The organism is Bradyrhizobium sp. IC3123 (genome assembly GCF_020193625.1).
In the GTDB taxonomy this organism is placed as follows: Bacteria; Pseudomonadota; Alphaproteobacteria; order Rhizobiales; family Xanthobacteraceae; genus Bradyrhizobium; species Bradyrhizobium yuanmingense.
In genome coordinates this window covers 24,631-49,043 of record NZ_JADYVF010000014.1, presented here as the reverse complement: position 1 = coordinate 49,043, position 24,413 = coordinate 24,631, and the positions used below count along the sequence as shown (strand labels likewise).

The window sequence follows — 24,413 nt, the reverse complement described above, 5'->3', positions numbered from 1 at the left end:
CATCCCTTACTGCACCCGCTCATCGGCCGCTTTCTTGACGGTCGAGAGCTCGGTCGAGACGACGCGAAGTTCAACATCCCTCTCAGCAGCCTTTGTGCTGGTCAAGGTCAGAGCGGCGATTTGCCGTTGGAATGCCGCCTCTCCAGCAACTTCAGCAGCCGTGGAACCGGCTGCAGCAGTAGCGGTGCCGGCTGCCCCACCTGCAGTCGAGGTATGAGACGCACCAACGTTTTTAGACATACTATTCTCCTGTGTGCTCGAATTTCGCCGCGACGTGCGGCTCCTATTTCCTAACGTCGCAATATGCGACGTCAGGAATCCTCCTCTGTCTCGGCCATGACATCGTCGAAATGGCTCATTGCACTATTCGCAAATTGGAGAGCAACGGCTCCCAAAGCGACGCTGAACGCTTGCTGCATAGCGGCTTCTTGCGAGTTGCCGCCCATGGACGCGCCGCCATTTACGGGAATGTTTGCATCAGGCGATCCGGCATGATCGTCGCGCTCGCCAGGCTTGTGAGATCCTTTTTTGCCGCCGCTTTTGCCGCCAGCCGCATGGAGGTCAGCATCAACGTGCCCAGCGACGCTAGAGCTCGTAACGCGCATCGGGTTCTCCTATGTCAATTCGATCGTGCCAATGGAGGCAGTTTCCGCCCTCCACTATGCAAGTATTAGCTTTCGACAAGCTGACGAGTCGTAGAAAATGTAATGAGCCGATGGTCGATCATCATTATATGTCTTCACCAGCCGACCGTATTTGAACAAGTTGCCCGCGAAAGCTGGAGATCAGATGGTTAAGACAAACAATCGTTTGTGGAGCTTGATCGGGTGAGCACGTTGCTCATCGTTTCGAAAGCTTCAATAGCGAAATATCAAAGCCACCACTAACAAAAGCGTTTTGAGGCCGACGTGCTGCAATCTCGAACTCACGTCCCTTGCGATGCCTCCGAGCTCTTTCGACAATTTGCTTGGAGTCAGGCGAAGCGGCATGGAGCTTGACCTGGTCGGAGCGAGGCGGAAAGCCAGAGTGTTGACGGCCGATTCAGCGGCCAAGAGCGGTCTCTCGGTCCTGGCGGGCCCATAGCAGATCCGTCAATCGCGACTTACTTTCAGGGAGACCGAGCAGAAGCCCGCCACTCGAGAAAGAGCCCTTCGGACTTCTACCCGCTCTGGACCAATGTGCTCTCGATCCTTGCGCAACCGGCAGGCTCCGCGGCTGCGGCCGGTCTGTCGCGTAGTGTTAATGCATCGCGGTCTTGACAGGCGGCGTATGCAGTCGATGTGAACTTCACAGCGGCAGACTGGAGTTGAGGTCGGATTCGAACGATCGAGTGCGGCCAACATAGTTTGTACGCAGTGAAGAAGCCGAAATAAGTTCCTCGGATTCGGAGGCGGTCTCAAGTATGCTAGTAGAGCTTGCGCGACCTACTGCTCGGCAGAGAGGCCCAACCGCGCGGAGGCCGCGCAAGCTCGATTAGCGTTTCCAGCGTGATCCTGAGAAGATAGCGTCGCTCCGCCTAGGCATTAGCGCCTGCAGCTTGCAAGCGCTCGGATTCGATGCGAGCCTTCAGGTTATTCAGATAATCCTCCGCGTAGGACTGGGCCACCGAAACCGGCAGGTTGACGCCGGCCGTCGCGGCTTCTTGAATTGCCTGCTTCACCAAGCCTTCTCGCATTGCTAATTTGACTTCAGGTCCGGCGATGCAGCCCACCGCCTGTGCCGCAAGGCTCAGCCCGGCTTCTTCCAGCGCTTGCTTTATGTTGCCGCCACTGATGGCAGTGTGAAGAAGATTTGCAGCTTGCGCCTCGGCTTCGAGCACCATTGACGCCAGATCGGCCAATTCACCCAAGCCTGGAATGAAGCCAAGTACACCGACTGCTGTCGCGGCCCAGTCGAATACCTTAGAGCCAACTTTGAGCACGTCATTAAGTGCGTGCATGAAGGCGCCACCGTTCTTTTTGGGAGACTTGATGTCGGGCTGGTCTGCCACTCCCATCGTCATGTCCGCGACCGCGTCCTGCTCGGCAGGCGTTCGGACGGCATGCGTCTTCACTTGGTGAACGGTGCGGTTCGCACCCGACATGTTGTTGAAGAACTGGTTGAAGTCGGTGTTGCTGATGTTGCCGGAATCGACCGTATGGCCGCCGCCGAAGTCGAAGAACTTATGGTGGGTTTTGTAGCCCGTAATCGCGTTGTTCATCAACCCGAACAACACAGGATCGGAGAGCAGCTGGGAGGCCGCCTTTCGCACCTCGGGCGCGAGGCTCTTGTCATCCACCATGCTCGCCAGCTTTTCCCGGGTCAGATCACCCTTCCCGAAGAAAGCGTCTTGGTTCTTGCTGATCGTATTGAGCGTATCGAGCTCGGCTTGCGTGAGATTCATCGATGATGAAGCAACCTGCAGGAAGTCCTCTTTGTGGACCTTGTCTATCGAGCCTCCGTACAAGTGCTTCCATTCATCCGGGTGGTCGAGGAAGTATTGAGCGGCCGCGAGGACCTGTGGCGGGCATTTGCCGGTCTTAGCTTCGCCGTCGACGATCCGCTTTAAATCCGCAAGGCTCAGGTTCTTAGGCAGGTTGTCGGAATACCGATAGAGCTCGCGCAATGCATCGGTCTGGGTCATCACCGATGGCTCGCCATTCCGGGTGCCGTCGGAAGGGATGTAGTTTTGCGTATAGCTCTTTGCCCGCTGCTCCTGGAAAGCAGAAACCTGAGGGTGGTGATCGGAGAAGCCGGAGAGATCACCTGCTTTGATCTTCCCGCCGCAGCGGCCGTCACCTTGCGAGCCTATCGCATAGAAGAGCTCTGGGTCCTGTTGCAGAGCCTCGATCGCCGCCTTTAGATCCGGCGGTGTGGAGGGATCGTTGGCCAAATCTCCAAGAGATTTCCAATCCAGCGGGCATTTGTCTTTGTGTCGGTTCAGCACCGACACAATCTGCAGCTCGGCATCAGTCAGCGTGCCGCTGTTCCACGTGATCCTGGAGCTTTGTACGGGTGCCTCTGCAATCTTCGGGGCGCTCGCAGCGGAGGAGGACTCCGCGGAGGATGGCTCTGGGGCCTGCTGACATGCGTCCAGTGCAGCCTTGATCTCCGGCGGGAGGATGTTCCGCACCTCCTGCGTGAGTTCCTCCGTCAGCTGCTTGGCTGAGTCTGCAGCCGGCGGATCCTGTGCAGTCGAACGGTCATCGTCTTTCAACGAGAAACTAGCCAGCATCGCCTCGAAGTTTGAAAGATCCCGCGCCGATGAGGGTCCGGGGGCCAGCCCGGACAAGCTCGAGTTGGCGGTTAGTGACAGGTTGTTGACTGACATTATACGTCCTCTGATTTGAGATCGCACCACAAGCCGGTCATGTGGCGCAGCCCGAGAATCGCGACGAACAACGAGCAAGAAATGTCGATGGGCTTCGATGGCTCCTACCACTTGCTTCCGATTGCTCAGTGCGCCCCCAGCGCTCAGTTCCGCTACAATCTATAGGCACATCGCCGTCTAGATATTCACGCCACATGGTAGGTTCGATTAGCTTTCCAAAAGCTGACGGCGCTCAGAGGTTTCACAACGAGACGCGCAATGATGGTGTGAGAGGCGGTGATGGGTTCTCGATATCGGAATTGCCTTGCTTGTTATGCTCGATCGCTCGCCTCCGGGCCCACTAGCTCAAATTACAGAGGCCGAGTCTGCCGCTCTGCGGATGGTCACGTGCGATGATTCGTGAAACAAGGTCGCAGGTCTCCGCAGCATCTTATGGTGGAAATCACCCACGCGTAGCGACCTCGCGCCTGCGCCCCACCAGTTGGCGCTTGCGTAGATGCTCGAAGAGTCCGACGGTATTGTGCGGCCCCTATTGCCCCGAGCGGATCGAAGCTCAGCTGCACTCGGCATTCTTCATGTCATCATGCTTAGCCGCTTGGCGAGTGTTCGCTCGAACCCACAGGCCAAAGGGAAGGGTCCAGCGACGGTATGAGACGAATAAAACCTTCTTCTCGCCATTCCGCCGTGTGAGGCACACCCAGGATGGTGAACGTTGTTGTCCGGACACCCCTGGTAGGTATGAGATCGCGGCTTCTTAGCATTTCGATCTGAGCGGGCGTAGCTGTTTGGCCAGTGAAGACCCAGTCGTCCTTGGCGCGACGACCGTTCGCCATGGCGAAATCTCCAATTTCCGGCGGAGCAACCCCTGCGTGCAACGCGGGCCCAGCTTGAGACGGTCCAGCGTGAGGTGACCCGGCCCGCATGAGCCAAGGCTCAAGATCTTGCCAAACAAGGTCGTTGCCGAAATCGGAGGCGTCCGCGCGGTGTTGAGCGATCGGCTGTTGGGAATTGGACCGCTCGCCGCCGCTCAATGATGGCTCGACACGCGATGATCTGCCTCCGAGTTCCTGCCAAATTAGGTCCTGGCTGTATTCGGGTATTTCATGCAATGCCATTAGTTCACGCTCAAACTCCCTTGGACCGGCGGGCGATGAGGAGGAGTGGGACGCTGGGCTGTTGTCCGCCCGGCTTAGCGCGTTGAAGTCCATCCTGTTCCTCCTTTTGGACAGCGGAGTGGCTTTCATTCTTATGCGACGAAGCTCGTTTGCATGACGGACTTCGTGGAGTTGTTCAAAAGCTCGCATGAGGCGCTAAAGTGGAAAAGCACGCTCACCGATGCTGCTGGCATATTGCGCCACCCTGCGGCATCGGCCATCTACACATCCGCGCTCTGACAATGGCAGCAGTAGCTTTCGAAAAGCTGACAGAGGGCATAAGCAGACGCATTGCATCTCTTCGAGGCCATCTGTTGTCATCAAGTCATTTCTTACCTGCATCGGGTGTTTGGACCACGCCGTCTTGATGTGGTGCCTCCGGCGAAGGAGCGTCATTCGGTCGTCCTTCGCGAATGACCACGCTGGAGGATCCGCGAAACAGCATCAAAACCGACTCGTGCGGCGGCTTTTCGGCACCGCTCGGGTTTCGCCGTGCCTGTGCCTCCGCCGCAAGTCCTTTTACTGTTTGCTCCACAAGCGCGACAAAGCGGGGTGGACCAGAGGCGAAGACGAGGCCATCTCCCGGTACGGGTCTCACGATGTAACGCTCGTCGGAGATGTCGAGCGCATCGAGTGCCGCCTTGAACGCATCAAAGCTGATTGGACTCAAGACCAAAAGGCGGCTTTGCGCCTCATGCGCATCGGATACGTAGAGCACCAGCCCATCGTAGTACCATTGAAGATTGTAGAGATTAATCAGCCGTTCGAGGAACTCTCGCGGTGGTAGATCCGGCATTCGCCCCCGAATCCGACCCTTCACCCCGGTGCTGATATTGACTCTGATATTTAGGTTGTTGCCGAATTCCTGCAGTGCGGCCGCGAGGTCCTGATCCAGAACTGTGTAACTATAAGGCGTCGATGGCAGCGCCAGGGGAGCGCCGAGCGCCTCGACGACGCCAAAGCAAATGAAAACACCAGCATAGAGAACTTTCTTCAAGATGTGCAGCCTTGTGGATGGGATGAGCATTCCTGCTATTTTTACACTTGAGAACAAGCACCGGAATTTGTCCCAAAATTTGGAAGCCGATGCTTCGTCCCAAATTGGAAGCTAACCGTGATCATTAGATGACAGATGCTCGTCAGTTTTTGGTCAGCTTGCTTCTCTAAGGTGCGGCCCATTCGTGTGAACGAACGGCTCATCTCACCACGTGACAGAAATGATTTCCTCCATGTTGTTTGGCGTTACGTCGATCCCTGCCAACTCCGTAGAGTGTGCCTCTAACGGCTGTTCGCCGGCGCACACTCAGTTTGGCGAGAGTCTTGCGCAGGTGGCCTCGAACCAAGGTGTCGTCTCTTCTGTGACCGAGCACGCGCCAGCTCCATCGCTGCCGGAAGTGCAGCGCGCAGTAGCGCCGGCGAGCCCGCTAGGCGATCGCGTCCTTCAGAGCATTTCTGCTATCCACCAGGGCAAACCATTTCCGTCGGGTGCAGTTTCGCCGACGCTCGTCGGCGAGCCTAATCCTACCAAGAGTCTGCAGCTTGGGCCGGCCGCACAACCGGTCTTGCGTGTGCAGCAAGTGGAGGTGCATCCAGTGGGAAAACCGGAGGGTGCGGATCATTTCGACTCGGCGCTGGCGAATCTGCGGGATGTTTACAGCGGCGTCATCCAGGTTTCGCTCATCTCCAAGGGGACAGGTGCTGTCAGTTCGTCTCTGAATAAGCTTCTATCGGCGGGCTGAGCGGGCCGTTGGCTGTCTTGACGAAAGACAAGATCGGTAATGGCCGGCCCGCAAGAAAGCGGCTTGATGCTCTCGTCCTGTTGCTGCTTTTGCTGACCCTCGCCGGTTGCAAAGCTGATCTGTATACCAAAGTTCAGGAGCGTGAAGCCAACGAGATGCTTGGGCTGCTCCTGAGCAAGGGCGTCGATGCCATCCGTGTGGTCGGTAAGGATGGGACCAGCACGATTCAGGTGGAAGAAAGGCAGCTCGCCTACTCAATCGAGCTGCTGAATGACCATGGCTTGCCGCGCCAATCCTTCAAGAGTCTTGGTGAGGTGTTCAAGGGGGCGGGCCTCGTTGCCTCTCCGGTTGAGGAGCGAGCCCGCTACGTCTATGCTCTCAGTGAAGAATTGTCGCGCACGATCAACGATATCGATGGGGTTCTCTCCGCCCGTGTTCATGTCGTTCTGCCGAAGAATGATCTTTTGCGACAGGATGCAACCCCGTCCTCGGCGTCGGTTTTCATTCGACACGCCTCGAACGCGAAGCTCTCAGCCTTGCTGCCGCAGATCAAGATGCTCGTCGCCAACAGCATCGAAGGTCTATCGTACGACAAGGTGGCGGTCGTGTTCGTGCCGGTTGAGCGAGCTCAGCATGAGGTCTCCGTTGTGCCGGCGGCAGCTTCCGCCGCACCAACCAAATTCATCGCAACTCACATTGCGATCGGTGCAGGAGGTGCGCTCGCCGCGTTGGGCATTCTATCTTACGTGCTGCTGAGCACACGTGGGCGACAGCTTCGTCAATCCTGGCGCAAAGTGACAAATCTCGGCAGAGGTGCCAGCAAGCGAGCGGTCCAGTCCGCCGGCAAAAAACCGTCCTCCGATTCGAAATAGGCGGCAAGCAGGTCCGTATCGATGGCATCCACTGACCCAAATCATTCACTCAACCCGCATCCCGATCGCCTGCGCGAGCTTGCCGCTTTGATTCATCCCGGCCGGTTTGCCGGCCATCTTGATGAGCTCCTGTCGGCCGCCACAGTGCTGCAGCTGCAGAAGACTCCGAGACTGCAGCAAAGACTGGTCGAATTGCTAATGGGCAGTGAGCTGGTCTCGAACGGAACCGACTGGGGTAGGGACGTTCTGCTCGGGCATGATCCGCGTCGGGCGGCCCTGCTCGCCGGCAGTATCTGGCATGCCCGTTCGGTGCTCAAGCTTGTGTCAAAGCACGATGTAGCGATTCTGATCGAAAATATTGGTGCGGAAGCTCATGCTTTCGCAATCCGACACTCATCCATCGCCGTCGCAACCACATCGATTGACGATCCGCAGAAGCTCGCGAGCCAGATTGAACATGACGGATGTGCCTGCCTTGGTGCTTGGCTCAAGGACGCATCAGAGCTTGACCGTGTGCGCGTTCTTTTCCGCTTACCTGTGGGGACCACCGCCGAATCCCCAACAGCCGAACACCACAATTCAGCGGGTCAGTTACTGTCTTTGGTGGTGGCCCACTTGGCCACGGAGGAGCCAGCGGCATGACGGCCAACGAAACAGACTTGCCAGATAGCCCGCGGATACGGCCGCTTGGTCCGCTGATACCATGCGCGGAACTTGGTATCTGGTACGATGCGGTGCAGACGCTCGCGCTAGCCGAGCGATATCTGCGGAGGGTTCGCAGTTGGGCAAGGAGAGCCTATCAGCAGGAGCGGGAGCGCGGCCATTGCGAAGGTCTTAGGTCAGGCTCGGACGAAATGGCACAGCTGGTCGCCCGAGCTGCTTCCGATGTGGCCCGGCGAAAAGCCGTTCTGCAACAGGAGTTGCCACAGCTCGTGATTGAGATATTGACCGGTTTGTTGGGCTCCTTTGATCCGGGTGAGATGTTGGTAAGGACCGTTCGTCACGCCATCGAGCAAAGGTATGGCAGCGCAGAAGTATGCCTTCACGTGTCTCCTGTGAATGCTGATGCACTAAGGCGTGAATTCGTGGCGTTCGACGGAACGGATAGTCGGCCGAAAGTCAGAATTGATCCGGACCCGGCCGTGGGGCCTGACCAGTGCGTCCTGTGGAGTGAGTTCGGCAGTGTCGATTTAGGACTTGCCGCGCAGCTCCGCACATTGCGTCTCAGCCTTAATCCATCTTCTCAGGAAAGCGATCCGTGACGACGCAACGATCAGGCCATGATCAATCGGCCGGAGAAGGAGATGTGCATGCGGCGATAGCATCTCTAAGATTCGCAGCAAAGGATGTCGATACGCGTGCCGTGCGGGGACGGATCACGCGTGCGATCGGCACCTTGCTCCATGCCGTGTTGCCGGGGGCCCGTGTTGGAGAACTTTGCCTGTTGCAGGATCACGCTTCCGGATGGTCACTTCAAGCGGAAGTCATCGGTTTGCTGCCGGACGGGGTATTGCTGACGCCCATTGGCGATCTGGTAGGCTTGTCCCACCGCGCGGAAGTGCTCCCGACCGGGCGCATGCAGGAGGTGTCAGTCGGGCCCGACCTGCTCGGCCGCGTAATCGATAGCTTCGGCCGTCCACTCGATGGCAAGGGGCCGATAAAGACGATCCACACGCGTCCGCTCCGCGGCAAGGCGCCCAACCCGATGAGGCGGCGTGGCATCGAGCAGACGTTTCCGCTCGGCGTTCGCGTGCTGGATGGACTTCTGACGTGTGGCGAAGGGCAGCGGATCGGAATCTATGGAGATGCCGGTTGCGGTAAGTCGACGCTGATGTCGCAAATCGTAAAAGGCGCGGCCGCAGATATCACCGTGGTTGCGCTCATAGGAGAGCGTGGACGCGAGGTACGCGAATTCATCGAACGTCATATTGGAGATGCCCTCGCTCGCACGATCGTTGTCGTTGAGACATCCGATCGATCGGCAATGGAGCGGGCGCAATGCGCTCATATGGCGACCGCACTCGCCGAGTATTTTCGTGATCAAGGGCTGCAGGTCGTTCTGATGATGGATTCGCTGACGCGCTTTAGCCGTGCGATGCGCGAAATCGGCCTTGCCGCAGGAGAACCTCCTACCCGGCGCGGCTTTCCTCCTTCCGTCTTTGCGCTGCTGCCTGGTCTGTTGGAGCGTGCCGGTATGGGCGAGCGGGGCTCGATCACGGCATTCTATACCGTGCTGGTCGAAGGTGACGGCACGGGCGATCCGATCGCCGAAGAGTCGCGCGGCATTCTCGATGGTCATATCATGCTTTCGCGCGCGCTGGCCTCGCGAGAGCATTTTCCCGCCATCGATGTGCTGTCGAGCCGAAGTCGTGTCATGGATGCGGTCGTCTCTGGTCCACATCGCAAGGCGGCATCCGTCTTCCGCGATCTGCTCTCGCGCTACAATGAGGCTGAGTTCCTGATCAAGGTCGGTGAATACAAGTCGGGCAGCGATCCACTGACCGATCGGGCAATCGATTCGATCGAGGAACTGCGCGCATTCTTGCGCCAAGGACAGGACGAGCCGTCTAGCTTTGAGGAGACCGTTTCATGGATGTCGCGTCTGACGGCCTAAATCTCGTGCAAGCGTCGAAATTGCGGCTGGTGAAAGACATGAGAGAGCGAAGCGCGCTTCGTGAATTATCCAACATGGAAGCCAGGCGCCGAATTGCGGTCGAAGCGCTGCAGCGAGCGTCTGAGAATCTTGAAGGCGCGGAGAATCGTCGCGCCAAGGTCGAAGCTGAACTTTATCAGGAGCTGGCGTCGCTCAAGACGATGTCCGTGACCGAGCTCGATCGTCGCTGTCAACTCGTCCTTGGGCGACTGGCAGCACAGATCGAATCGGCACGCCAGGCGCGTGAGCAGGCGCGCGTCGCGCATGACCAGGCTCAGCGGTCAGTGAATGAGGCGCGGACCATATGGGCCAAGCGTTCGGCGGCGAGCCAGAAATGGGAGGAGATTGAGGGCGATGTCCAGCGCACCACCGCTGTCCGTTCGGAGTGTGCAGCCGAAATCGATGCCGACGACGAGGTTTTGCTCCGATATCAGGGTGGTTCGCGCAGCCAAGCGGTCGGTGGCTCGAACTGATGGCTTGTTCTCTTATGACGTCGCGAGCTGCCGTGGAACCTGTCGGTAAATGCCGTGGGTGAACCCGCATTATTTCAGCCAGCGGTAAAGTTGTCGCATGGCGTGGTCTCGTGGCTCAACGAGGTCGCCGCACCACGCACGGTTCTGCAGAGCCGCCTTCGCGATAAGCCGCTATCGATCCGTATAAGCCGGCTTGTTTGGCAGGCCGAGCCATATGCCATGTCGATGCTCGACTGCGTATTTTGCGCCGGAGGCGAGACCGCTGTCTTGTCCTTGCCCCGCCTTCTCGTCGAGGCGCTGATTTCAATGGTCCAGTATGGCCTTACTTTACCTTCCGACCCAACCCGCTCGCTGCTTCTAGAACTTGCTCTGGAACCTTGGCTCGCTCGATTAGAGATCATGCTCGCGCGGAATTTGCAGCTGATCCGCATCGAAGACGCGACGGCCAAAGACCCCTATTTGGAGTTCGACGTTACTTTCGGACCGCTGGCAGCCAAGGCCCGCCTGTTCTTGTTCGCGCCACTTGACGGTCTGGTTCCGTCTGCGTTTCGTGTGTTAGGCGAGTTGATCGGCCAATTACCGCGAGACTTAGGCAAGATTTCTTCGGAATTGCCGGTCGTGATTGCGAGAGAGATCGGCTCGCTGCGGGCGCCCGTCAGGCTTCTTCGTCAAGCACAGGCCGGCGACGCACTGCTGCCCGACGTCATTCCATTTGCCCATGGCCAGCTCATCCTCGCTGCGGACAAGTTGTGGGCGCCGGCGCAGGTCGCGGCCGACAGACTTATCCTTCGCGGACCATTCCGCCTGCAGTCCCATCCTCTAAGGTATGCAAATATGACGATACGACCCCAAGCGGAGCAAGCAATCCCGCCCTCGGAAGCCGACATCGACAGTGTTGAGATCACGCTTGTGTTCGAATGCGGCCGCTGGCCCATCCCGCTGGGTACGTTGAGAAGCATCAGCGAGGGGCACGTGTTCGAGCTTGGCCGGCAGCTGGACGGTCCGGTCGACATTGTCGCCAACGGTCAATTGATCGGCCGCGGCGACATCGTACGTGTCGGTGAAGCGTTGGGCATCCGGTTACGTAGCAGGTTGGCGGTCAATGGTTGACATTCAACCGAGCATCCTTGCGCTTGTTGCGACGACCGTCGGCCTTGGCCTGTTGACGTTCGCAGTCGTCACAACGACGGCGTTCATCAAGGTTTCCGTTGTTCTCTTCCTGATCCGCAACGCGCTCGGCACTCAGTCCATACCACCGAACATCGTTCTGTATGGCGCTGCATTGATCCTCACCGTGTTCATAGACGCCCCGGTATTCGAGCAAACATACAACCGCGTGACCGATATGCAACTTCGTTACCAAACCGCCGACGACTGGTTGACCGCCGCCAAGGAGGGCAGCGAGCCGCTGCGCGCCCATCTCAAGAAGTTCACCACTGAGGAGCAGCGCACGTTCTTCCTGTCGTCGACGGAACATATCTGGTCGGCGGAGATGCGCGGCAACGCAACAGCCGATGATTTTGCGATCCTCGTGCCGTCCTTTTTGATCTCGGAGCTTAAGCGCGCGTTTGAAATCGGTTTCCTTCTCTATCTTCCGTTCATCACAATTGACCTGATTGTGACGACAATTCTGATGGCCATGGGCATGTCAATGGTGTCACCAACAATGATATCCGTTCCTTTCAAGCTTTTTCTGTTCGTCACAATCGACGGCTGGTCACGGCTCATGCACGGATTGGTCTTAAGCTACGCATCTGCGGGGAGTTGAGATGCACGAGGCCAGCATCCTCACCCACCTGAGCCGATCACTGGTCCTGTTCATGATCTGGGTTCTACCGCCGCTCCTGGCAGCCCTCGTGGCGGGATTGGGTATCGGCATCGTGCAGGCAGCAACCCAGCTCCAGGATCAAACCTTGCCGCTTACCGTGAAGCTCCTCGTCGTCGTCGCCGTGCTCGTTCTGTTTGCTCCGGTGCTGAGCGCGCCGCTGATCGAGCAAGCCCAGCAGATCTTCACTGAGTTCCCCGCGCTCACAGCGAGGTATTAGAGCGCGGAACGCACGGCTGTCTGAGTTTTAGCTATAGCGCGCGTTTGTCGGCCTTGATCGTGAACCACAAAAGGGCGAGTTCGTCAGCTTATCGAAAGCTCGCCTCACTAGCATGCGACGGATAGGTATCCGAACTGTCCTGTTCGGCTCCGTGAGCCTGCCTTATTCGGAGGAAGAATGACCCTATTTGGAAGTTCTATCCATTCGATTTGGGTTTTGCTTACGACGTGACGGAATTACCTGCTGAGACCTGGTCCTCGATGCATTGCCTGGCGAGTTGTCGACGCAGTGAACGGGCGAACTGCTTTGATTGCAAGCGGCCCCACGATTCTGGCGTTCTGGTGAATGAGCCTGCGAATGAAGGTGCCGCTCGAGCCGATCTCCATAGACTGCGAAATTGATGGAAGCTTTGAGGCCCTCAGATCTCCAAACCGCGCTGCGGCCGGTGAGAGCGGAAGAAGCGTGGCTTGTAGGCGCGCAGCGGCTTTCGCCGGTGCTCTCATCGAATGGTCATACCTCTGCGCCGGATGGCTGTAGTCATATGGATGGTTGAAGCCGAAGTCATCTGCCTTGTGGGAGACCTGTCGCTCTGCAACCGCTCGGACACGAGATCTGCAGAGTTCTTGACGTCTCACATCATGGCGACGTGAGTGCGACGGTTGCATTGGCTGAAGGAACGCCGAGCTGAGCTCAAATGGATGCCTTGTCACCTACCGAGACGCAAACTCTGATTCAGACTGCTGTCGAGTTCGTCGTTGCGGCCGGACTTGGTGGGGCCCGGGCCCTCGGCATTATGCTGGTTCTTCCGGTATTCACGCGACCGCACATTAGCGGGATTATCCGCGCAAGCGCGACGGTTGTGATTGGATTGCCTTGCTTGATGCAGATCAGGAACGGCTTGCAGACACTAGATCCGGGTACCCGTATGGTTGCGGTCTCGCTCCTCGGCTTGAAGGAGATATTTATCGGCCTGCTGTTCGGTTTTCTGCTTAGTATACCACTCTGGAGCATCCAGGCCGTTGGTGACATCATTGATACCCAGCGCGGCATCTCCAACCAGGTGGACGATCCTGCCACACGCAGTCAAGCCGCCCCGATGGGGCTCTTTCTCGGGACTGCCGCGGTTACGATCTTCGTTGTATCAGGAGGTCTGCAGACCATGGTCAGATGCCTCTATGGAAGTTATCTGATCTGGCCCGTATATCGGCTGCTACCGCCCCTGACCCACCACGGGGCAATGGAGTTTATCGGGCTTCTCGACCATATCATGCATACGACCCTCGTGGTCGCCGGGCCCGTGCTGGCTCTGCTGCTTCTGATCGACGTATCCCTCATGCTGCTCGGGCGCTTTGCGCCGCAAGTCAAGCTGAACGATCTCTCTTCGACCATCAAGAATGCCGCCTTTGGCATCATTATGGCCAGCTACGCCGTCTTCCTGATCGAATATATGGGAGCAGAGATCATTCGGTTCAACGGCGTGCTGGAGTGGCTCGAGAAGTTCTTGAAATGAACGACACGAGCGAAGAGAAAAACCTTCCACCAAGTCACAAGAAGCTGAGGGACGCGCGGAAGAAAGGGCAGAGCCCGCGGAGCGCCGACTTTGTTACCGCGGCAAGCCTTTGCGCTGGTTTCGGCTGCCTGTGCTTCAGGGCGGGCCCGATCGAAGACGGATGGCGCGAAGCCGTGCGGTTCACCGACAAGCTGCAGGAACAGCCCTTCAACAGTGCGGCCCGGCAGGCGTTGGTCGGATTGATGGACCTTTCTATAACAGCCGCGGCTCCCATCCTAGGTGCGGCGGTTGCTGCGGCGATTGTGGCCGGTGTCTTGGCCGGCGGCGGGCTGACGATTTCGGTTGAGCCGCTTAAACCCAGCTTTGAGAAATTGGACCCCGTCAAAGGGCTGAAGCGGATTGTCTCCCAGCGGTCGGTTGTCGAGCTTGGAAAGTCTATCGTCAAAGTTTTGGTTCTTGGCGCTACGTTCGTTTTCACTGTGCTCGCAAGTTGGAGGGCACTGGTATACTTGCCCGTGTGCGATTTGAGCTGCTTTGGTTTTGTCTTTAAAGAGCTCAAAGTGCTGATCGCGATTGCTGCCGGCGCTCTTCTGATTGGCGGCTTGGCCGATCTGCTCATTCAGCGTTGGTTGTTCTTGCGCGACATGCGCATGACGCAGAGCGAAGCCAAGCGCGAGTCCAAGGAACAGGATGGTAATCCGCAGATCAAGGGTGAACACCGCAGGCTCCGCCGGGAGTCGGCGAACGAGTCTCCGCTCGGCATTCATCGGGCGACAGTGATACTGACGGGGCGAGCGACATTGATTGGACTGCGCTACGTTCGGGGCGAGACCGGCGTCCCGGTACTGGTGTGCCGCGGCGAGGGCGAAACGGCTTCACAGTTACTGGCGGAGGCGCGCGCCCAACGTCTGAGCATTGTCGAGGATCATGTGTTGGCGCGTCAGCTGATCCGGAAGGGTGCGATGGGCAAGGCCGTTCCGATGGAGTGTTTCGAGAGGGTTGCAAAGGCAGTCTTTGCCGCCGGCCTAGTTTAGCGTCGCGCAAAACAGCGATGCGCTCAAATCTCTGGTCAACGACCCAACTGTCCCAGAACCTGATCGGCAAGCTGCACGATCCCAAGAAAAGGACCGGGCAAAGATTGGATTCCAGGAGGCTCGTCGGCCGATTCCAAGACTGATATGGACAAGAATGGCCAACCGATGTTCATGCTGCTCGGGTCTTACGAGCCGCTTATTGGATTTCTGGCGCAACCCTGCTATGCGTTTCATTCTCCAAATTGCTCCTGTTGCCCGCCGACGTGGCCCCAAGTGCGGTGAAGGGAAGCACTGCACGATCACCACTGGTCGGCATGACAGCGCCATTGCCTAACAAGTCGCCAGGTTCATTGACCATAACCGCAAGGTTATTCCGGACTGAGCAGCCAAGGGTTGGATTGAACGAATTGTCGTTCACTGTAGGAGCGACGATGGAGAGCGAGGGGCAGACCGGAGGATGGGCTTCGAAAGTGATCGCTTCAATCCTCCCCCCGGAACGAGCCGGCAAATCCACACGAGAAGCGGACAGGTGGATGTTGTAGGTGGCAACGCCCATGGCGCGAGCCTCGTGGGCCACCTGTGCAATGAGTCTGGGTGGGCCGATGACACGCACATGGAGGGCATCTCGCCGGCCGCGACTGGTCGCTGCAATAAAGCTTCGCAGCCGATGCCGTTCGGGGCCACGAAGGCTCTGCAGGAACAGCACGCTACTCTTCTGCTCGACCCGGATCTCTTGGTCAGCCGGCGCGGGCTGGATCGAGGCAGTATTTGCGCAGCCCCCCAATGTTGCTCCAATAACGATCGGGTAGCACAGATGTCGCAAAGTCATTTGGCGATCCTCATTCGATAATAAAGCCGGCGCTGCCGGTCAATCCTGGTGTGCTGGCGCGAGGCGCATCGCGATCTCGCGGCGGCCGGGCCACCGTGTTTGTCAAAATCCGCCCCGCATCTGAGGGCGGTGCGATGCGGTCGCTTGGCGCACTCATCTTGTTCGGGTTCGATGCGGGCCGTACGATGTAGGGCGTGACAATAATGACCAGCTCGGTTTCACGTTTTTGAAACGATGAGGAGCGAAAAAGCGCGCCCAGGATCGGCACATCGCCGAGCCAGGGAAACTCGCCGATATCAGTGTTGAAGTTGCGCCTGATGAGGCCGCCGATTGCAAAGCTCTGACCGCTGGCGAGCTCGACCACGGTGCTGGCCCGCCGAGTCGAGAGGGCAGGGACCGCCATGCCATTGATTTTGACCTCGCCTTCGCTCGACAATTCGCTGACTTCGGGCTTCACACGGACAATGATCTGATTATTGTTGAGAACCGTCGGAACGAACTCGAGGCTCACGCCGAACTGGCGAAATTGGACGGACACCTGCCGGTTGTCCTGCATCACCGGAATGGGGAATTCGCCGCCGGCGAGGAAGCTTGCGGCTTCGCCGGACATGGCCGTTAGATTCGGCTCAGCCAGGATTGAGGCGAGGTGCTCGCTCGCGAGAGCGTCGAGAACAGCGCTCAGGTTGGTATTGCCGGCGCTAAACCCAATCCCGATCGTGCCGCCGCCGCCGGCCGCGCCGGACCCGCCCCCTTTGCCGGTCACAAGGAAAGCGCCGTTTGGGCTCGAGGCCGTGAAGTTGATGTTGAGATCCTTGACGGCGCTGCGGGAGACTTCTGCCACCCGTACGCTGAGATTCACTTGCAATGAGCCGGCGACCTGGATCTTGTTGACAACCAGCGCGCCCGCACCAAGAAACTGCTCGGTGACCTTCCTGGCGGTCTCGACGACATCGGCACTAGGCGCCGTACCGCTAAGGATCGCGCCGCGCGGGGTATAGCTGACCTGAATTGGATAGTCGCCGACCTCGGCCTTAAGCGCGGCCCGCAGATCCTCGATCGGTTGGGTAACGACAACACGCAGCTCGGCGAGAGCCTCTCCGTTGTCGTTCAGGGCAAACAGGCTCGTCCGTCCGGCCTTTTTGCCAAACACGAAAATCGTGGTGTTCGATGGCGCCTGATAATCCGCAATCGCCGGGTCGGCTATAAAAATGCTCGCAGCCGGTCCGGTCAGATGAACTGTTTTACCCTGTGAGGAGGTTAGGTTGAGCGTGCCGGTGGTGCTGCCTGGCGCCGCGCGTGGCGGTTCTCCCTTGCCATCCCGCTTTGTCTGAGCTGTGACTGCAAGCGGAAATAGCAGAGCGACTGCGCACAGCACGTAGCAGAGGCGGGGAAAAGCGGCACACTGCAACCCGCTGGCGACCATCGACGGCTCATCAGCGCCGGCGGCATTGTTAATGACGTTCAAGGGAGTGTAGCTTTCAAGTTGGATCGGCTTAGGCAGCCGATGCTGCGCCAATGAGTTCAAGAGTGTAACCGACACCGCGCGCGGTCTTGATCCTTAGCGTTGCACCGGCCTGGCTCAAATGCGTGCGTAAGCGATAAATCCCGACTTCCAGCGCATTGGTCGAGACCTCGTCGTCAAATGCATACAAGCTATCTTCGAGCGATGCGCGCGGCACGGTACGGCCGGCGCGGTTGAGCAGATGTTCAAGAATGCACACTTCGCGGCGCGCAATTCTCAGTATTCGACCACCGACCGAGACCTGTCGCGCGATCGGATCGAAATGCAGATTCCCGAATGTCACTACCGGCGCCATCATCTGCGTTGACCGTCGCAAAATGGCCCGCATGCGAGCAATGAGTTCGTCGATAGACACGGGCTTGGGCAGAAAATCATCCGCGCCCGCATTGAAAATTGCAATCCGCCGTCCGAGATCATTGAGACTGCTCATCATCACCGCCGGCATTGACCGTCCCTCGCGCCGCAGCTGCTTCAGCCAGTCCAATCCGTCTCCATCGGGCAAATCCGTTTCGACCAGGACCATGTGGTAGTTCGCGCAATCGAGCGCGGCCGCCGCCTCATCCAGCGTGCGTGTCACGTCGACGGCGAAGCCGCAATTTAAGAGCGCTTCCTTCACGGCGCGGGCAAAGTCCGCATGATGATCAACCAGGAGAATTCGCATTTCATCGCCTCTCGTCCATCCACGTCAAGACCTGAGCGCGTCACGATTGACCATGGGCTCGATGGAACTGAGAGGCGGCTGGATTGGTGTGAATTTGAACAGCCCGAAACGAGAGGGCGGAACATGTTGACAGTCGATCCGTCTCTGCCGGTCCATTGTCGTCAGATGGACCACGGACCCCTCGGGGCTGCTTACGACCTCGGCGCCGCTCAACATGCCGCTCATGCGAGCAAGAGAGCTGATTCTGTTTGAACCGCGGCAGCTCGCTGACGCGTTCGCAGGCCGATCACAGCCGTTCTTGCGTGCACTGAGCCAACGCCTGCAGTGCGAATAGCGCCAGGCCGCGCAATCTTAACCAAAGCGCGGGAGACGATCGGATTTGTGACTGAACAGATGAGCGAAACCGACATTTGGAAACTTCCCCAATTCGTCTTGGTCTGCGGTCAGTCTTGCTGGGCTGTTGAGCCTGTCGTGTCGTGAAGTCACGACAATGCAAGTCTTTCCGCATTCGAAGACACATCACGCGACGCACCTGGCCAATGGCTTCACAGGCTGAGATGCTCGACGAAACGATCAATGCCCCTCCCGGTTTGAAGAACACCCTCTCGCAGCCGACTCTTTGCACGCAAGACGTCGACCGCCCTGAAGTTCCGTCGCGCCCGAGGTCCCCTCGTCCGCCGCAGCCCAGCGGAAGCTGCGAACGATCCAATCGAGCTCCTCGTGGTTGTCATCGCGCATAGATCCAGGTGACTACACCAGCACCATTTCGTCTTTCGGGGTGCACGGCGCCAGAATGTTCGGGTCTCGCCCAGTAAGGGCCAGATGGCGACCGCCAGCGTTCCGGAGAGGAGCAGTCCAGCAGCGTGAGGGACGGAGCGGCTTAGCATTGTGCTTTTGAGACGTTCGCAATTCTTGCTACCTGTCAGGAAGGGTACACGCGAGCTGGTTCTGTGTCGCGGGGCTGTCGGAAATCCTACAATCTGACGCTAGGTGAGATTCAAGTGCTTTGACCGCTGGTCGTAGCAGTGCTCTCGACCTCGCAAGCATTCTGAAACGATGGCGACCTCTGAAGCCAGACTATCGACCTGCGGAACGCTCGGCCCTCTCGCCAGGGTCATGAGCGTTTCGTCGGTCCAATAAGGCGTAGCTTGAGCCAAAGCCGATGACAGTGTGTGAAGGCAGTCGTCTTTGCTAGGCCTTAAGGCGTGACCTCACGGTCGTCAGAGATCTCATGCGTGTCAATCTAGCAAGGAGACGGTGGCGAGATGCCTCTATGTGACGCACAGGGACAGCTAACTTCTGGGATGCAGACGCCGGAGCGCGCAAGCCGATTTGACCGGAAAGGGACTGAAGAAGGAATCGATTGCCAAGGGACATTCTTGAATGCTGCCTCCATACATCACGAGAGATTATGGGGCTTTAGGCGCGATCGACAAAATCGATTGTTTTGATGGAACGCATCCAGGTAGCGAATAGCTTTGGAATGAGTCGAATAGATTCCGTCAACGACGCGAACGGTCAGCTGGACGGAAGCCGCGCGAAGCGACGGATCATAATAGGGTGCTACCTTGTGCCTTCCGACATTGGTGTTCGATCAGGCCGAGATCGGGTCCCCTGATTGAGCTTTTTCGGACCGCCGCGTCAGGTTCGCTCCACCACCTCATTGCGGACGCGTCATCTAGGGAGACGGTGCACAGCAAGGCGGACGAACTGGCGCTTGCGGCTGGTCGAATTTCTTTCCTGGATCGTCTCCTTATGCAGATGTGAGAACAGCATTCTCTCGCCCGTTAGGACTGCGACGGACAAGCGCAACCGGCTGCCGTTTTGTGGTTTCCAAGCGGAGGAGACGCTGCATCAAATCGTTCAAGTCGGCGCGCGAAGCTAAGTCACTCCAGCAAACCTGACCTACGAGGTTGTGATGTCGGAATAGCCATCACGGCGACTTGCGCCTCGTTGCGACAGGCTGCTTTTGTACCGGCGCGAGCGCGCGTGTGTCTGGAAGCAGACAAACGGCTTGCGAGCACGACGTCCTTAAAAGCGCAATCTGCGGTACTTATCGAGGGAGAAGAGCATATGAAGTTTACTGGCCGAGCACTACCGATCCTATTGTCCTTGCTTTCGGCCGCGAGCGTGAGCGCGCCGGCGAGAGCCGATGAGCCCTCGCCGAAATACACTGAGGTGCTCAGTGCCCTCCAGGCGGGGAAGAATGTAAAGCTCATACTGGACATGAGCCGCTGTACCACAGCGGAGGGTGTCAAGCCTGCGTCCGCGACGCAAGCCGGTCTGGTCATCACTGCCTTCAGGGTGACCGTCCATAACGGCATCAGCTTCGCCAATGCTCATCAAACGGTCGACAGCTCCGGGCATGCCGTGACCGAGTACATCCGCCATAGCCTTAGCCGCGAAGGCAAGCTGACGGTGCGAGCCTCGAAACTTGTCGTCGGGACCACCGAACTCGTGAACCAGGGAGAATTCATCTGCGAACTGCCGGATGGCGCAAAGTTCATCTGGTAACGAAGAGCACAGAGCAGGGGGCGCTTCGAAGACTTAATCCTTTCGTGCGGACACCTTCGCACGGATACCAATCCTTTCGATCGTCAGGAAAGATCAGAGTGTTTCTGACGGTCGTTTCGTCGGACGAGGATCAAGTTGTACGAACTTGCTGCTCAGGTAACTCATGAGGGCCGCCGATCTCCATTCCATCTCAGGGATTGGAAGGTCGGCGGTTCAGGTAGTCGTCTTATGGGCGGACCCAAGGCTCTCAGTTGAACGCTTCAGATGAGTTCGAAGGACGTCCTCACGGCTGCGGTTATCGTAAGAACATTATTCCCAAGTCGCTCCAGCCGCGGGCCCGCAATGATGACGACCTTAGGCCCGGGTGCGCTCTTATCTTTCATCCGCCTCTTTTTGGGATCCTTTCACCTGAAATCTCAGTACTGCCGAATGCAGCCACAAGGTGAATGAACGATCCCGCTTAAGATCATCTGGGCTGGCTGCTATGGGTTTGCTCACCGCTCGTAAACTGCGTTCGGGCGCAGATCTAAGCTCTCTGAGCAAACGATCCGTGGTTTCGAAAGCTTGAGCATCCGCCCGAGGTGCCGACGAGCACCTCGTTCAGCCAAATTGCGGCCAACGGAAGAGAAGAGCGCGGCCGTCGGTTGGGCTGATTTCGTTGTATCGATCCATGCTGCGGTCGGCGGGCATGACTACCTCGTTCTATCGCTACTCATGTTAGCTTCGCAAAACCTGACCTGGCCAGACGGAAAGCTAAAGTGAATAATGATCGGCACGGGCCCTTCCAACCCGAGGATAAGTGGGCGAACTTTAGAGACCATACAGGTTTGGGCTGAAACTCTCATTCCAAGCGCGGAACGCGGCCGGTCGCCCGCGCTGGCCAGTTGGACCGGAGTATTATTGGTAGCGCGAAACGCTGCGTTCGATGTTTCCGAGCGCCGGAAAAGGCAAATCACCCTTTCCGTAGCCCGTACCTCAGCCTTTTGTTCCTGACTTTCTATATGGATTAGATGCGCTAGCGGTCCGATAGTCGTCCAAGTTTCCGCCCAGAAATAGTACCTCACGCTCCTCAGTCGGGGTATCACTCATCCATGCCAGAGCGGGTTCATCATTCTCAGTCCGTCCTCGAGAATACTGACGATCTCTTCCGCCGTCCAAGTTGTGACCCTCGGCACCGTGTAGGTGTGCAACTCATTCGCGTTTTCCGCGATGACTTTGGCGCCATACTCGTTGTCATCGTCCGGCGAAAGGAGCAGTTGTGAGGCCTCCTCTGACAGCGACACAAAAGGCGAACAACTGGTATCGCCCCTCACGTGCTCTGCCGCTGCGCGACCCAGATCAAGTCGTTGGCCTCCCCAGATATTCCAAGGGGCGGCGTCGTAACGCAAAGCCGCCATGGAACGCAAATGGGCCATCGCGCTTAGACGGTCCAACGCATGTGGTTTGCAATGACTGGCGTGGTTTTGAAAGCGCTGCAGCTCCAGGTATGATGATACCATCACGTCGTCGTAAACGCGGCCAATATCGACGCGGTCGACTGACGATCCACTCACTCGTGACCATTTTGCTGATCTTTGCGCAGCGAGTTCGATTTCTCTTCTGAGTTCCGCAATGTTCGCGCACGTCAGCGTTGCGGCAAGTTGAGCGCGCGTTCTGACAAAGGATGGAGCCGTGCACCGTTCATTCTCCAGTATAGCTTGCGCTCTCTTGTTACCATCCGTTACCGTCCGGTTCGATCCAGCCACGGGTGAAGCCGATGCTGCGAGGATTGGCTGAGACTCTTTAAGCCGCTGCTCAAAGTCTGCTTGCGCTGTCTCTTCCTGTCGCGGCTCGAGGTGATGCATCCGAGCCTCGGATCGGTTGACGTCCTCAAATGGGTCCATGCCCTTCTCCCTTTGGTAGCCTTGTCAATATCATTCGTACGAAGTTGATCCGATAAGGATCAGAAACCGCGACCCGCGCAATGTCGATAAAACACACCGAGGCTGTTCTCGAGCGGATCGGTGTGTTGAGGGCGTGCGGGCCGGACTGACCGGGGATCCAAGTCATTCTTCTGTTCCAGAGTTTGGGCCATCAAGTCGGCCTCCTGTCCGGACAAAGTCTTGCCATGCTAGAAGGGTTAGCTGTCGAACACCTGACCAGCCTCATTGAAGAAAATTCGGGGCCCTTCCGACTATGCCAGCGAGCCTGTTGTTCATTGCAGAGCGGAGTTTGGAGATGGGGCCATCGTCGGTATCCGCTCCACGGCAGCGCCGTGTGAAGGTCCGGCAGAAGCAGCGCGGCGGAAGCGCGGCTATCGGTGGGCTTGAGCGGCGTGGAGAAGTATGCCTGGGCCAGCTTGCATCGGCTCCCAGTGGAGCTCCTTTAAATGCTCGTCAAGATGCTAGCTGTGGTCCGAACAGCTTAGTCTGGCCGCAGCCGTCGGGCTCGTGTCCGGGCTGGGATGGCTGAAGCTCATTGTCCTCTGTCGGGACCGCTGATGCGGGGCCTTGCGTCGGTACGCGGGGCGCTGGCCGTAAAACAAGAGCCGGGCGTGCGGCTCCGATCCAGGCATCCGCAACACACGGTTAGTGGCTTAACTCGCAACGTTAACAGGCTGTGCGGCCGCGAGACGTTGAACTGCCAACCAGACGTGGCTGGGGCCACAAACGATTCGGGTGTATAAAGAACGTGGCGGCAAGGACTGGCGCTCGGGCGCCTCAGTTCGGAAAAGAAAAATGGGGCGTTGACGCTTGCAGCCGATGCGCCACACAATGCACCACAACGTTAGTCGCGCCTTATAAACATCTCGCCGCGCAAGCCGTTGGTGTGACCTGCAGGCGCAGCTGAACAAAAAGACCTAGGGCAATCTCGCGGTCGGTCGTATCGGCCCCTCCTTCCTCCGAGCCCGGCGCGTTTCCGGTCAAAGTAGCGATAGATACCAGGCACCGACGCATGAAAATTTGACAAGCATCAGTCTTCCTGGGTTGATCCAAAGCCGGGATGGCCGAAGGAAGCGGCTCTTGGCGCTCGCGGGTTGCACTCCTGTTGCTAATGGCAGGACGGTGATGGCTTAGGTCAGAACGCCGGGGGTGCGGTCGGCCAAATCTGTCGTGTGTTCTCGAGCGCATCAATTCATGTTCCTCGCTTTGAGCCGGCGCCGAGCCTGATCAGAGACCATTTGGGCTAAGCGATGGACAGATAGACGTCGCAATAGAAGGGATGCCAACAGACGATAGTAGATTGAAATACTCAACTATTGCGTTTGCGTGGTTTCGACCTGTAAAGATCCTCTATCGATCCTTGCTCGCTCGCTCGCGAGTCCAAACGTTCCGATCGCGAATGGGCATCAGAACTCCTTCCTGAGAAGCAGCTGGCTTGTTGATGAATTCTGGAGCGCCGACCACCTCGGCATAAGTTATCTCTTTATCTCGCATGATCTTAGTGTTGTTCGTCATATCAGCGATCGCGTCATAGTTATGCGCCGGGGGAGAATCGTCGATAGTGGCCCCACTGAAGAGATATTTCGTAATCCACTGTCTGAATATACCAAGAGCCTTATCGCCGCCATGCCGCGTCTTGTGCGCGAGCAAGAGATAGGTCAGTTATCTACGATCCTCGAAGAAGGCATCGCGTGAATGCCTTCGAATTCGATCCTCTACGGGCATTCGCCTTGCGCGCCGATTTGGTGACGATTGCGCGCTCGATCATCGCTCGACGAGGACAGCTGTGGCCCGGGCTCCCATTTAGATGGACCGGCGGGCGCGCGGAGCAGGACTAGCCGAGTTCGAACACTCGCTAACCGTGAGGTCGGCGATCCGCAAGTGTTGCATTGCAAGTCATCGATGGGTGCCCGCAAGGATTCGCGGCTCTTGCTCTCCGGCAAACGAGCTCGGAATTGTCGCTTTCACGATAGCCTTGCGATGATGGTGCGGTCTCTGACAATGAGACCGTGTTTGTCAGGTTCAAAACATTCGGCGTCAATATCGATTTCATGACGCCTACTCAGCCATTAATACGACTGATGCGGCTGGCACGGTCATTGCTATCAAATTGATGTAATGCCGAGGAAAGGCTGAGAGCAGCGCTGTGAATGGTCACGTTTCAGCCGGCAAGCC

The 24,413-nt window shown here is 57.8% G+C and carries 21 protein-coding genes; 13 read left to right on the top strand and 8 right to left on the bottom strand.

The annotated features are described in order from the left end of the window. Positions 1 to 6: 6 nt before the first annotated feature. The 4 genes from I6F20_RS31635 to I6F20_RS31620 all read right to left on the bottom strand — a co-directional run bounded on the left by I6F20_RS31635 (position 7) and on the right by I6F20_RS31620 (position 5,491). Positions 7 to 240, bottom strand: coding sequence for a nodulation protein NopA (locus I6F20_RS31635; protein WP_225129511.1), 234 nt, complete (start codon positions 238 to 240; stop codon positions 7 to 9). Between the two features lie 71 nt (positions 241 to 311). Beyond that, entirely contained in the window at positions 312 to 605 is a 294-nt protein-coding gene (locus tag I6F20_RS31630; protein ID WP_225129509.1) for a hypothetical protein, read from the bottom strand. Between the two features lie 911 nt (positions 606 to 1,516). Next, complete coding sequence (locus I6F20_RS31625) at positions 1,517 to 3,310, bottom strand: HrpF/NolX family T3SS translocon protein (protein WP_275945353.1); 1,794 nt, start codon at positions 3,308 to 3,310, stop codon at positions 1,517 to 1,519. 1,479 nt (positions 3,311 to 4,789) lie between these two features. Continuing rightward, the gene (locus tag I6F20_RS31620; protein WP_225129507.1) at positions 4,790 to 5,491 is read right to left on the bottom strand and encodes a secretin N-terminal domain-containing protein; all 702 of its coding nucleotides are present in this window, start codon (positions 5,489 to 5,491) and stop codon (positions 4,790 to 4,792) included. 190 nt (positions 5,492 to 5,681) lie between these two features. On the opposite strand from I6F20_RS31620, the gene I6F20_RS31615 reads away from it, so the two are divergent. The 11 genes from I6F20_RS31615 to I6F20_RS31565 all read left to right on the top strand — a co-directional run bounded on the left by I6F20_RS31615 (position 5,682) and on the right by I6F20_RS31565 (position 14,790). Beyond that, a complete protein-coding gene (locus tag I6F20_RS31615) occupies positions 5,682 to 6,203 on the top strand; it encodes a nodulation protein NolB (RefSeq protein WP_225129506.1) in 522 nt (173 codons plus the stop codon). A gap of 17 nt (positions 6,204 to 6,220) precedes the next feature. Beyond that, a complete protein-coding gene (gene sctJ, locus I6F20_RS31610) occupies positions 6,221 to 7,075 on the top strand; it encodes a type III secretion system inner membrane ring lipoprotein SctJ (RefSeq protein ID WP_225129505.1) in 855 nt (284 codons plus the stop codon). Between the two features lie 21 nt (positions 7,076 to 7,096). Next, positions 7,097 to 7,717 (top strand): nodulation protein NolU, encoded by a 621-nt coding sequence (locus I6F20_RS31605; RefSeq protein WP_225129503.1) that lies wholly within the window; start codon positions 7,097 to 7,099, stop codon positions 7,715 to 7,717. Further along, complete coding sequence (gene sctL / locus I6F20_RS31600; protein ID WP_225129501.1) at positions 7,714 to 8,337, top strand: type III secretion system stator protein SctL; 624 nt, start codon at positions 7,714 to 7,716, stop codon at positions 8,335 to 8,337. Before I6F20_RS31605 ends, sctL begins: the two co-directional genes overlap by 4 nt. Continuing rightward, positions 8,334 to 9,689 (top strand): type III secretion system ATPase SctN, encoded by a 1,356-nt coding sequence (sctN, locus tag I6F20_RS31595; protein WP_345944107.1) that lies wholly within the window; start codon positions 8,334 to 8,336, stop codon positions 9,687 to 9,689. The genes sctL and sctN overlap by 4 nt, the downstream gene beginning before the upstream one ends. Next, the gene (locus I6F20_RS31590) at positions 9,665 to 10,201 is read left to right on the top strand and encodes a hypothetical protein (protein WP_225129499.1); all 537 of its coding nucleotides are present in this window, start codon (positions 9,665 to 9,667) and stop codon (positions 10,199 to 10,201) included. The genes sctN and I6F20_RS31590 overlap by 25 nt, the downstream gene beginning before the upstream one ends. A 54-nt stretch (positions 10,202 to 10,255) precedes the next feature. Further along, positions 10,256 to 11,311, top strand: a complete 1,056-nt coding sequence (gene sctQ / locus I6F20_RS31585) for a type III secretion system cytoplasmic ring protein SctQ (RefSeq protein ID WP_225129497.1) — start codon at positions 10,256 to 10,258, stop codon at positions 11,309 to 11,311. Continuing rightward, positions 11,304 to 11,969, top strand: coding sequence for a type III secretion system export apparatus subunit SctR (gene sctR, locus I6F20_RS31580; RefSeq protein WP_225129495.1), 666 nt, complete (start codon positions 11,304 to 11,306; stop codon positions 11,967 to 11,969). Before sctQ ends, sctR begins: the two co-directional genes overlap by 8 nt. A gap of 1 nt (position 11,970) precedes the next feature. Then, positions 11,971 to 12,246, top strand: a complete 276-nt coding sequence (locus tag I6F20_RS31575; protein ID WP_225129493.1) for an EscS/YscS/HrcS family type III secretion system export apparatus protein — start codon at positions 11,971 to 11,973, stop codon at positions 12,244 to 12,246. Between the two features lie 694 nt (positions 12,247 to 12,940). Further along, a complete protein-coding gene (gene sctT, locus I6F20_RS31570) occupies positions 12,941 to 13,756 on the top strand; it encodes a type III secretion system export apparatus subunit SctT (protein ID WP_225129491.1) in 816 nt (271 codons plus the stop codon). Then, complete coding sequence (locus I6F20_RS31565; protein ID WP_225129489.1) at positions 13,753 to 14,790, top strand: EscU/YscU/HrcU family type III secretion system export apparatus switch protein; 1,038 nt, start codon at positions 13,753 to 13,755, stop codon at positions 14,788 to 14,790. Before sctT ends, I6F20_RS31565 begins: the two co-directional genes overlap by 4 nt. Before the next feature lie 196 nt (positions 14,791 to 14,986). On the opposite strand, the gene I6F20_RS31560 is transcribed toward I6F20_RS31565, so the two are convergent. The 3 genes from I6F20_RS31560 to I6F20_RS31550 are packed head-to-tail and all read right to left on the bottom strand — an operon-like array spanning position 14,987 to position 17,802. Beyond that, positions 14,987 to 15,619, bottom strand: a complete 633-nt coding sequence (locus tag I6F20_RS31560; RefSeq protein WP_225129487.1) for a CpaD family pilus assembly lipoprotein — start codon at positions 15,617 to 15,619, stop codon at positions 14,987 to 14,989. Between the two features lie 10 nt (positions 15,620 to 15,629). Beyond that, positions 15,630 to 17,084, bottom strand: coding sequence for a type II and III secretion system protein family protein (locus tag I6F20_RS31555; protein ID WP_225129485.1), 1,455 nt, complete (start codon positions 17,082 to 17,084; stop codon positions 15,630 to 15,632). Between the two features lie 28 nt (positions 17,085 to 17,112). Continuing rightward, positions 17,113 to 17,802 carry a response regulator gene (locus tag I6F20_RS31550; protein ID WP_225129483.1) on the bottom strand — a complete coding sequence of 230 codons (690 nt, stop codon included), beginning with the start codon at positions 17,800 to 17,802 and terminating at the stop codon, positions 17,113 to 17,115. Positions 17,803 to 19,875: 2,073 nt separating this feature from the next. Here I6F20_RS31550 and I6F20_RS31545 point away from each other — a divergent pair. After that, complete coding sequence (locus I6F20_RS31545) at positions 19,876 to 20,316, top strand: VirK family protein (protein WP_225129481.1); 441 nt, start codon at positions 19,876 to 19,878, stop codon at positions 20,314 to 20,316. A 1,085-nt stretch (positions 20,317 to 21,401) separates the two neighbouring features. On the opposite strand, the gene I6F20_RS31540 is transcribed toward I6F20_RS31545, so the two are convergent. Beyond that, complete coding sequence (locus tag I6F20_RS31540) at positions 21,402 to 22,199, bottom strand: hypothetical protein (RefSeq protein ID WP_225129480.1); 798 nt, start codon at positions 22,197 to 22,199, stop codon at positions 21,402 to 21,404. A 1,575-nt stretch (positions 22,200 to 23,774) separates the two neighbouring features. On the opposite strand from I6F20_RS31540, the gene I6F20_RS38485 reads away from it, so the two are divergent. Beyond that, positions 23,775 to 23,933, top strand: a complete 159-nt coding sequence (locus I6F20_RS38485) for an ABC transporter ATP-binding protein (protein WP_225129635.1) — start codon at positions 23,775 to 23,777, stop codon at positions 23,931 to 23,933. Positions 23,934 to 24,413: the final 480 nt, after the last annotated feature.

Bases quoted from the DNA above. Each gene is read 5' to 3' on its own strand.
- I6F20_RS31635 (WP_225129511.1), bottom strand. From the start codon at position 240: ATGTCTAAAAACGTTGGTGCGTCTCATACCTCGACTGCAGGTGGGGCA.
- I6F20_RS31630 (WP_225129509.1), bottom strand. From the start codon at position 605: ATGCGCGTTACGAGCTCTAGCGTCGCTGGGCACGTTGATGCTGACCTC.
- I6F20_RS31625 (WP_275945353.1), bottom strand. From the start codon at position 3,310: ATGTCAGTCAACAACCTGTCACTAACCGCCAACTCGAGCTTGTCCGGG.
- I6F20_RS31620 (WP_225129507.1), bottom strand. From the start codon at position 5,491: ATGCTCATCCCATCCACAAGGCTGCACATCTTGAAGAAAGTTCTCTAT.
- I6F20_RS31615 (WP_225129506.1), top strand. From the start codon at position 5,682: ATGATTTCCTCCATGTTGTTTGGCGTTACGTCGATCCCTGCCAACTCC.
- I6F20_RS31605 (WP_225129503.1), top strand. From the start codon at position 7,097: ATGGCATCCACTGACCCAAATCATTCACTCAACCCGCATCCCGATCGC.
- sctL (WP_225129501.1), top strand. From the start codon at position 7,714: ATGACGGCCAACGAAACAGACTTGCCAGATAGCCCGCGGATACGGCCG.
- I6F20_RS31590 (WP_225129499.1), top strand. From the start codon at position 9,665: ATGGATGTCGCGTCTGACGGCCTAAATCTCGTGCAAGCGTCGAAATTG.
- sctR (WP_225129495.1), top strand. From the start codon at position 11,304: ATGGTTGACATTCAACCGAGCATCCTTGCGCTTGTTGCGACGACCGTC.
- I6F20_RS31575 (WP_225129493.1), top strand. From the start codon at position 11,971: ATGCACGAGGCCAGCATCCTCACCCACCTGAGCCGATCACTGGTCCTG.
- sctT (WP_225129491.1), top strand. From the start codon at position 12,941: ATGGATGCCTTGTCACCTACCGAGACGCAAACTCTGATTCAGACTGCT.
- I6F20_RS31565 (WP_225129489.1), top strand. From the start codon at position 13,753: ATGAACGACACGAGCGAAGAGAAAAACCTTCCACCAAGTCACAAGAAG.
- I6F20_RS31560 (WP_225129487.1), bottom strand. From the start codon at position 15,619: ATGACTTTGCGACATCTGTGCTACCCGATCGTTATTGGAGCAACATTG.
- I6F20_RS31550 (WP_225129483.1), bottom strand. From the start codon at position 17,802: ATGCGAATTCTCCTGGTTGATCATCATGCGGACTTTGCCCGCGCCGTG.
- I6F20_RS31545 (WP_225129481.1), top strand. From the start codon at position 19,876: ATGAAGTTTACTGGCCGAGCACTACCGATCCTATTGTCCTTGCTTTCG.
- I6F20_RS31540 (WP_225129480.1), bottom strand. From the start codon at position 22,199: ATGGACCCATTTGAGGACGTCAACCGATCCGAGGCTCGGATGCATCAC.
- I6F20_RS38485 (WP_225129635.1), top strand. From the start codon at position 23,775: ATGCGCCGGGGGAGAATCGTCGATAGTGGCCCCACTGAAGAGATATTT.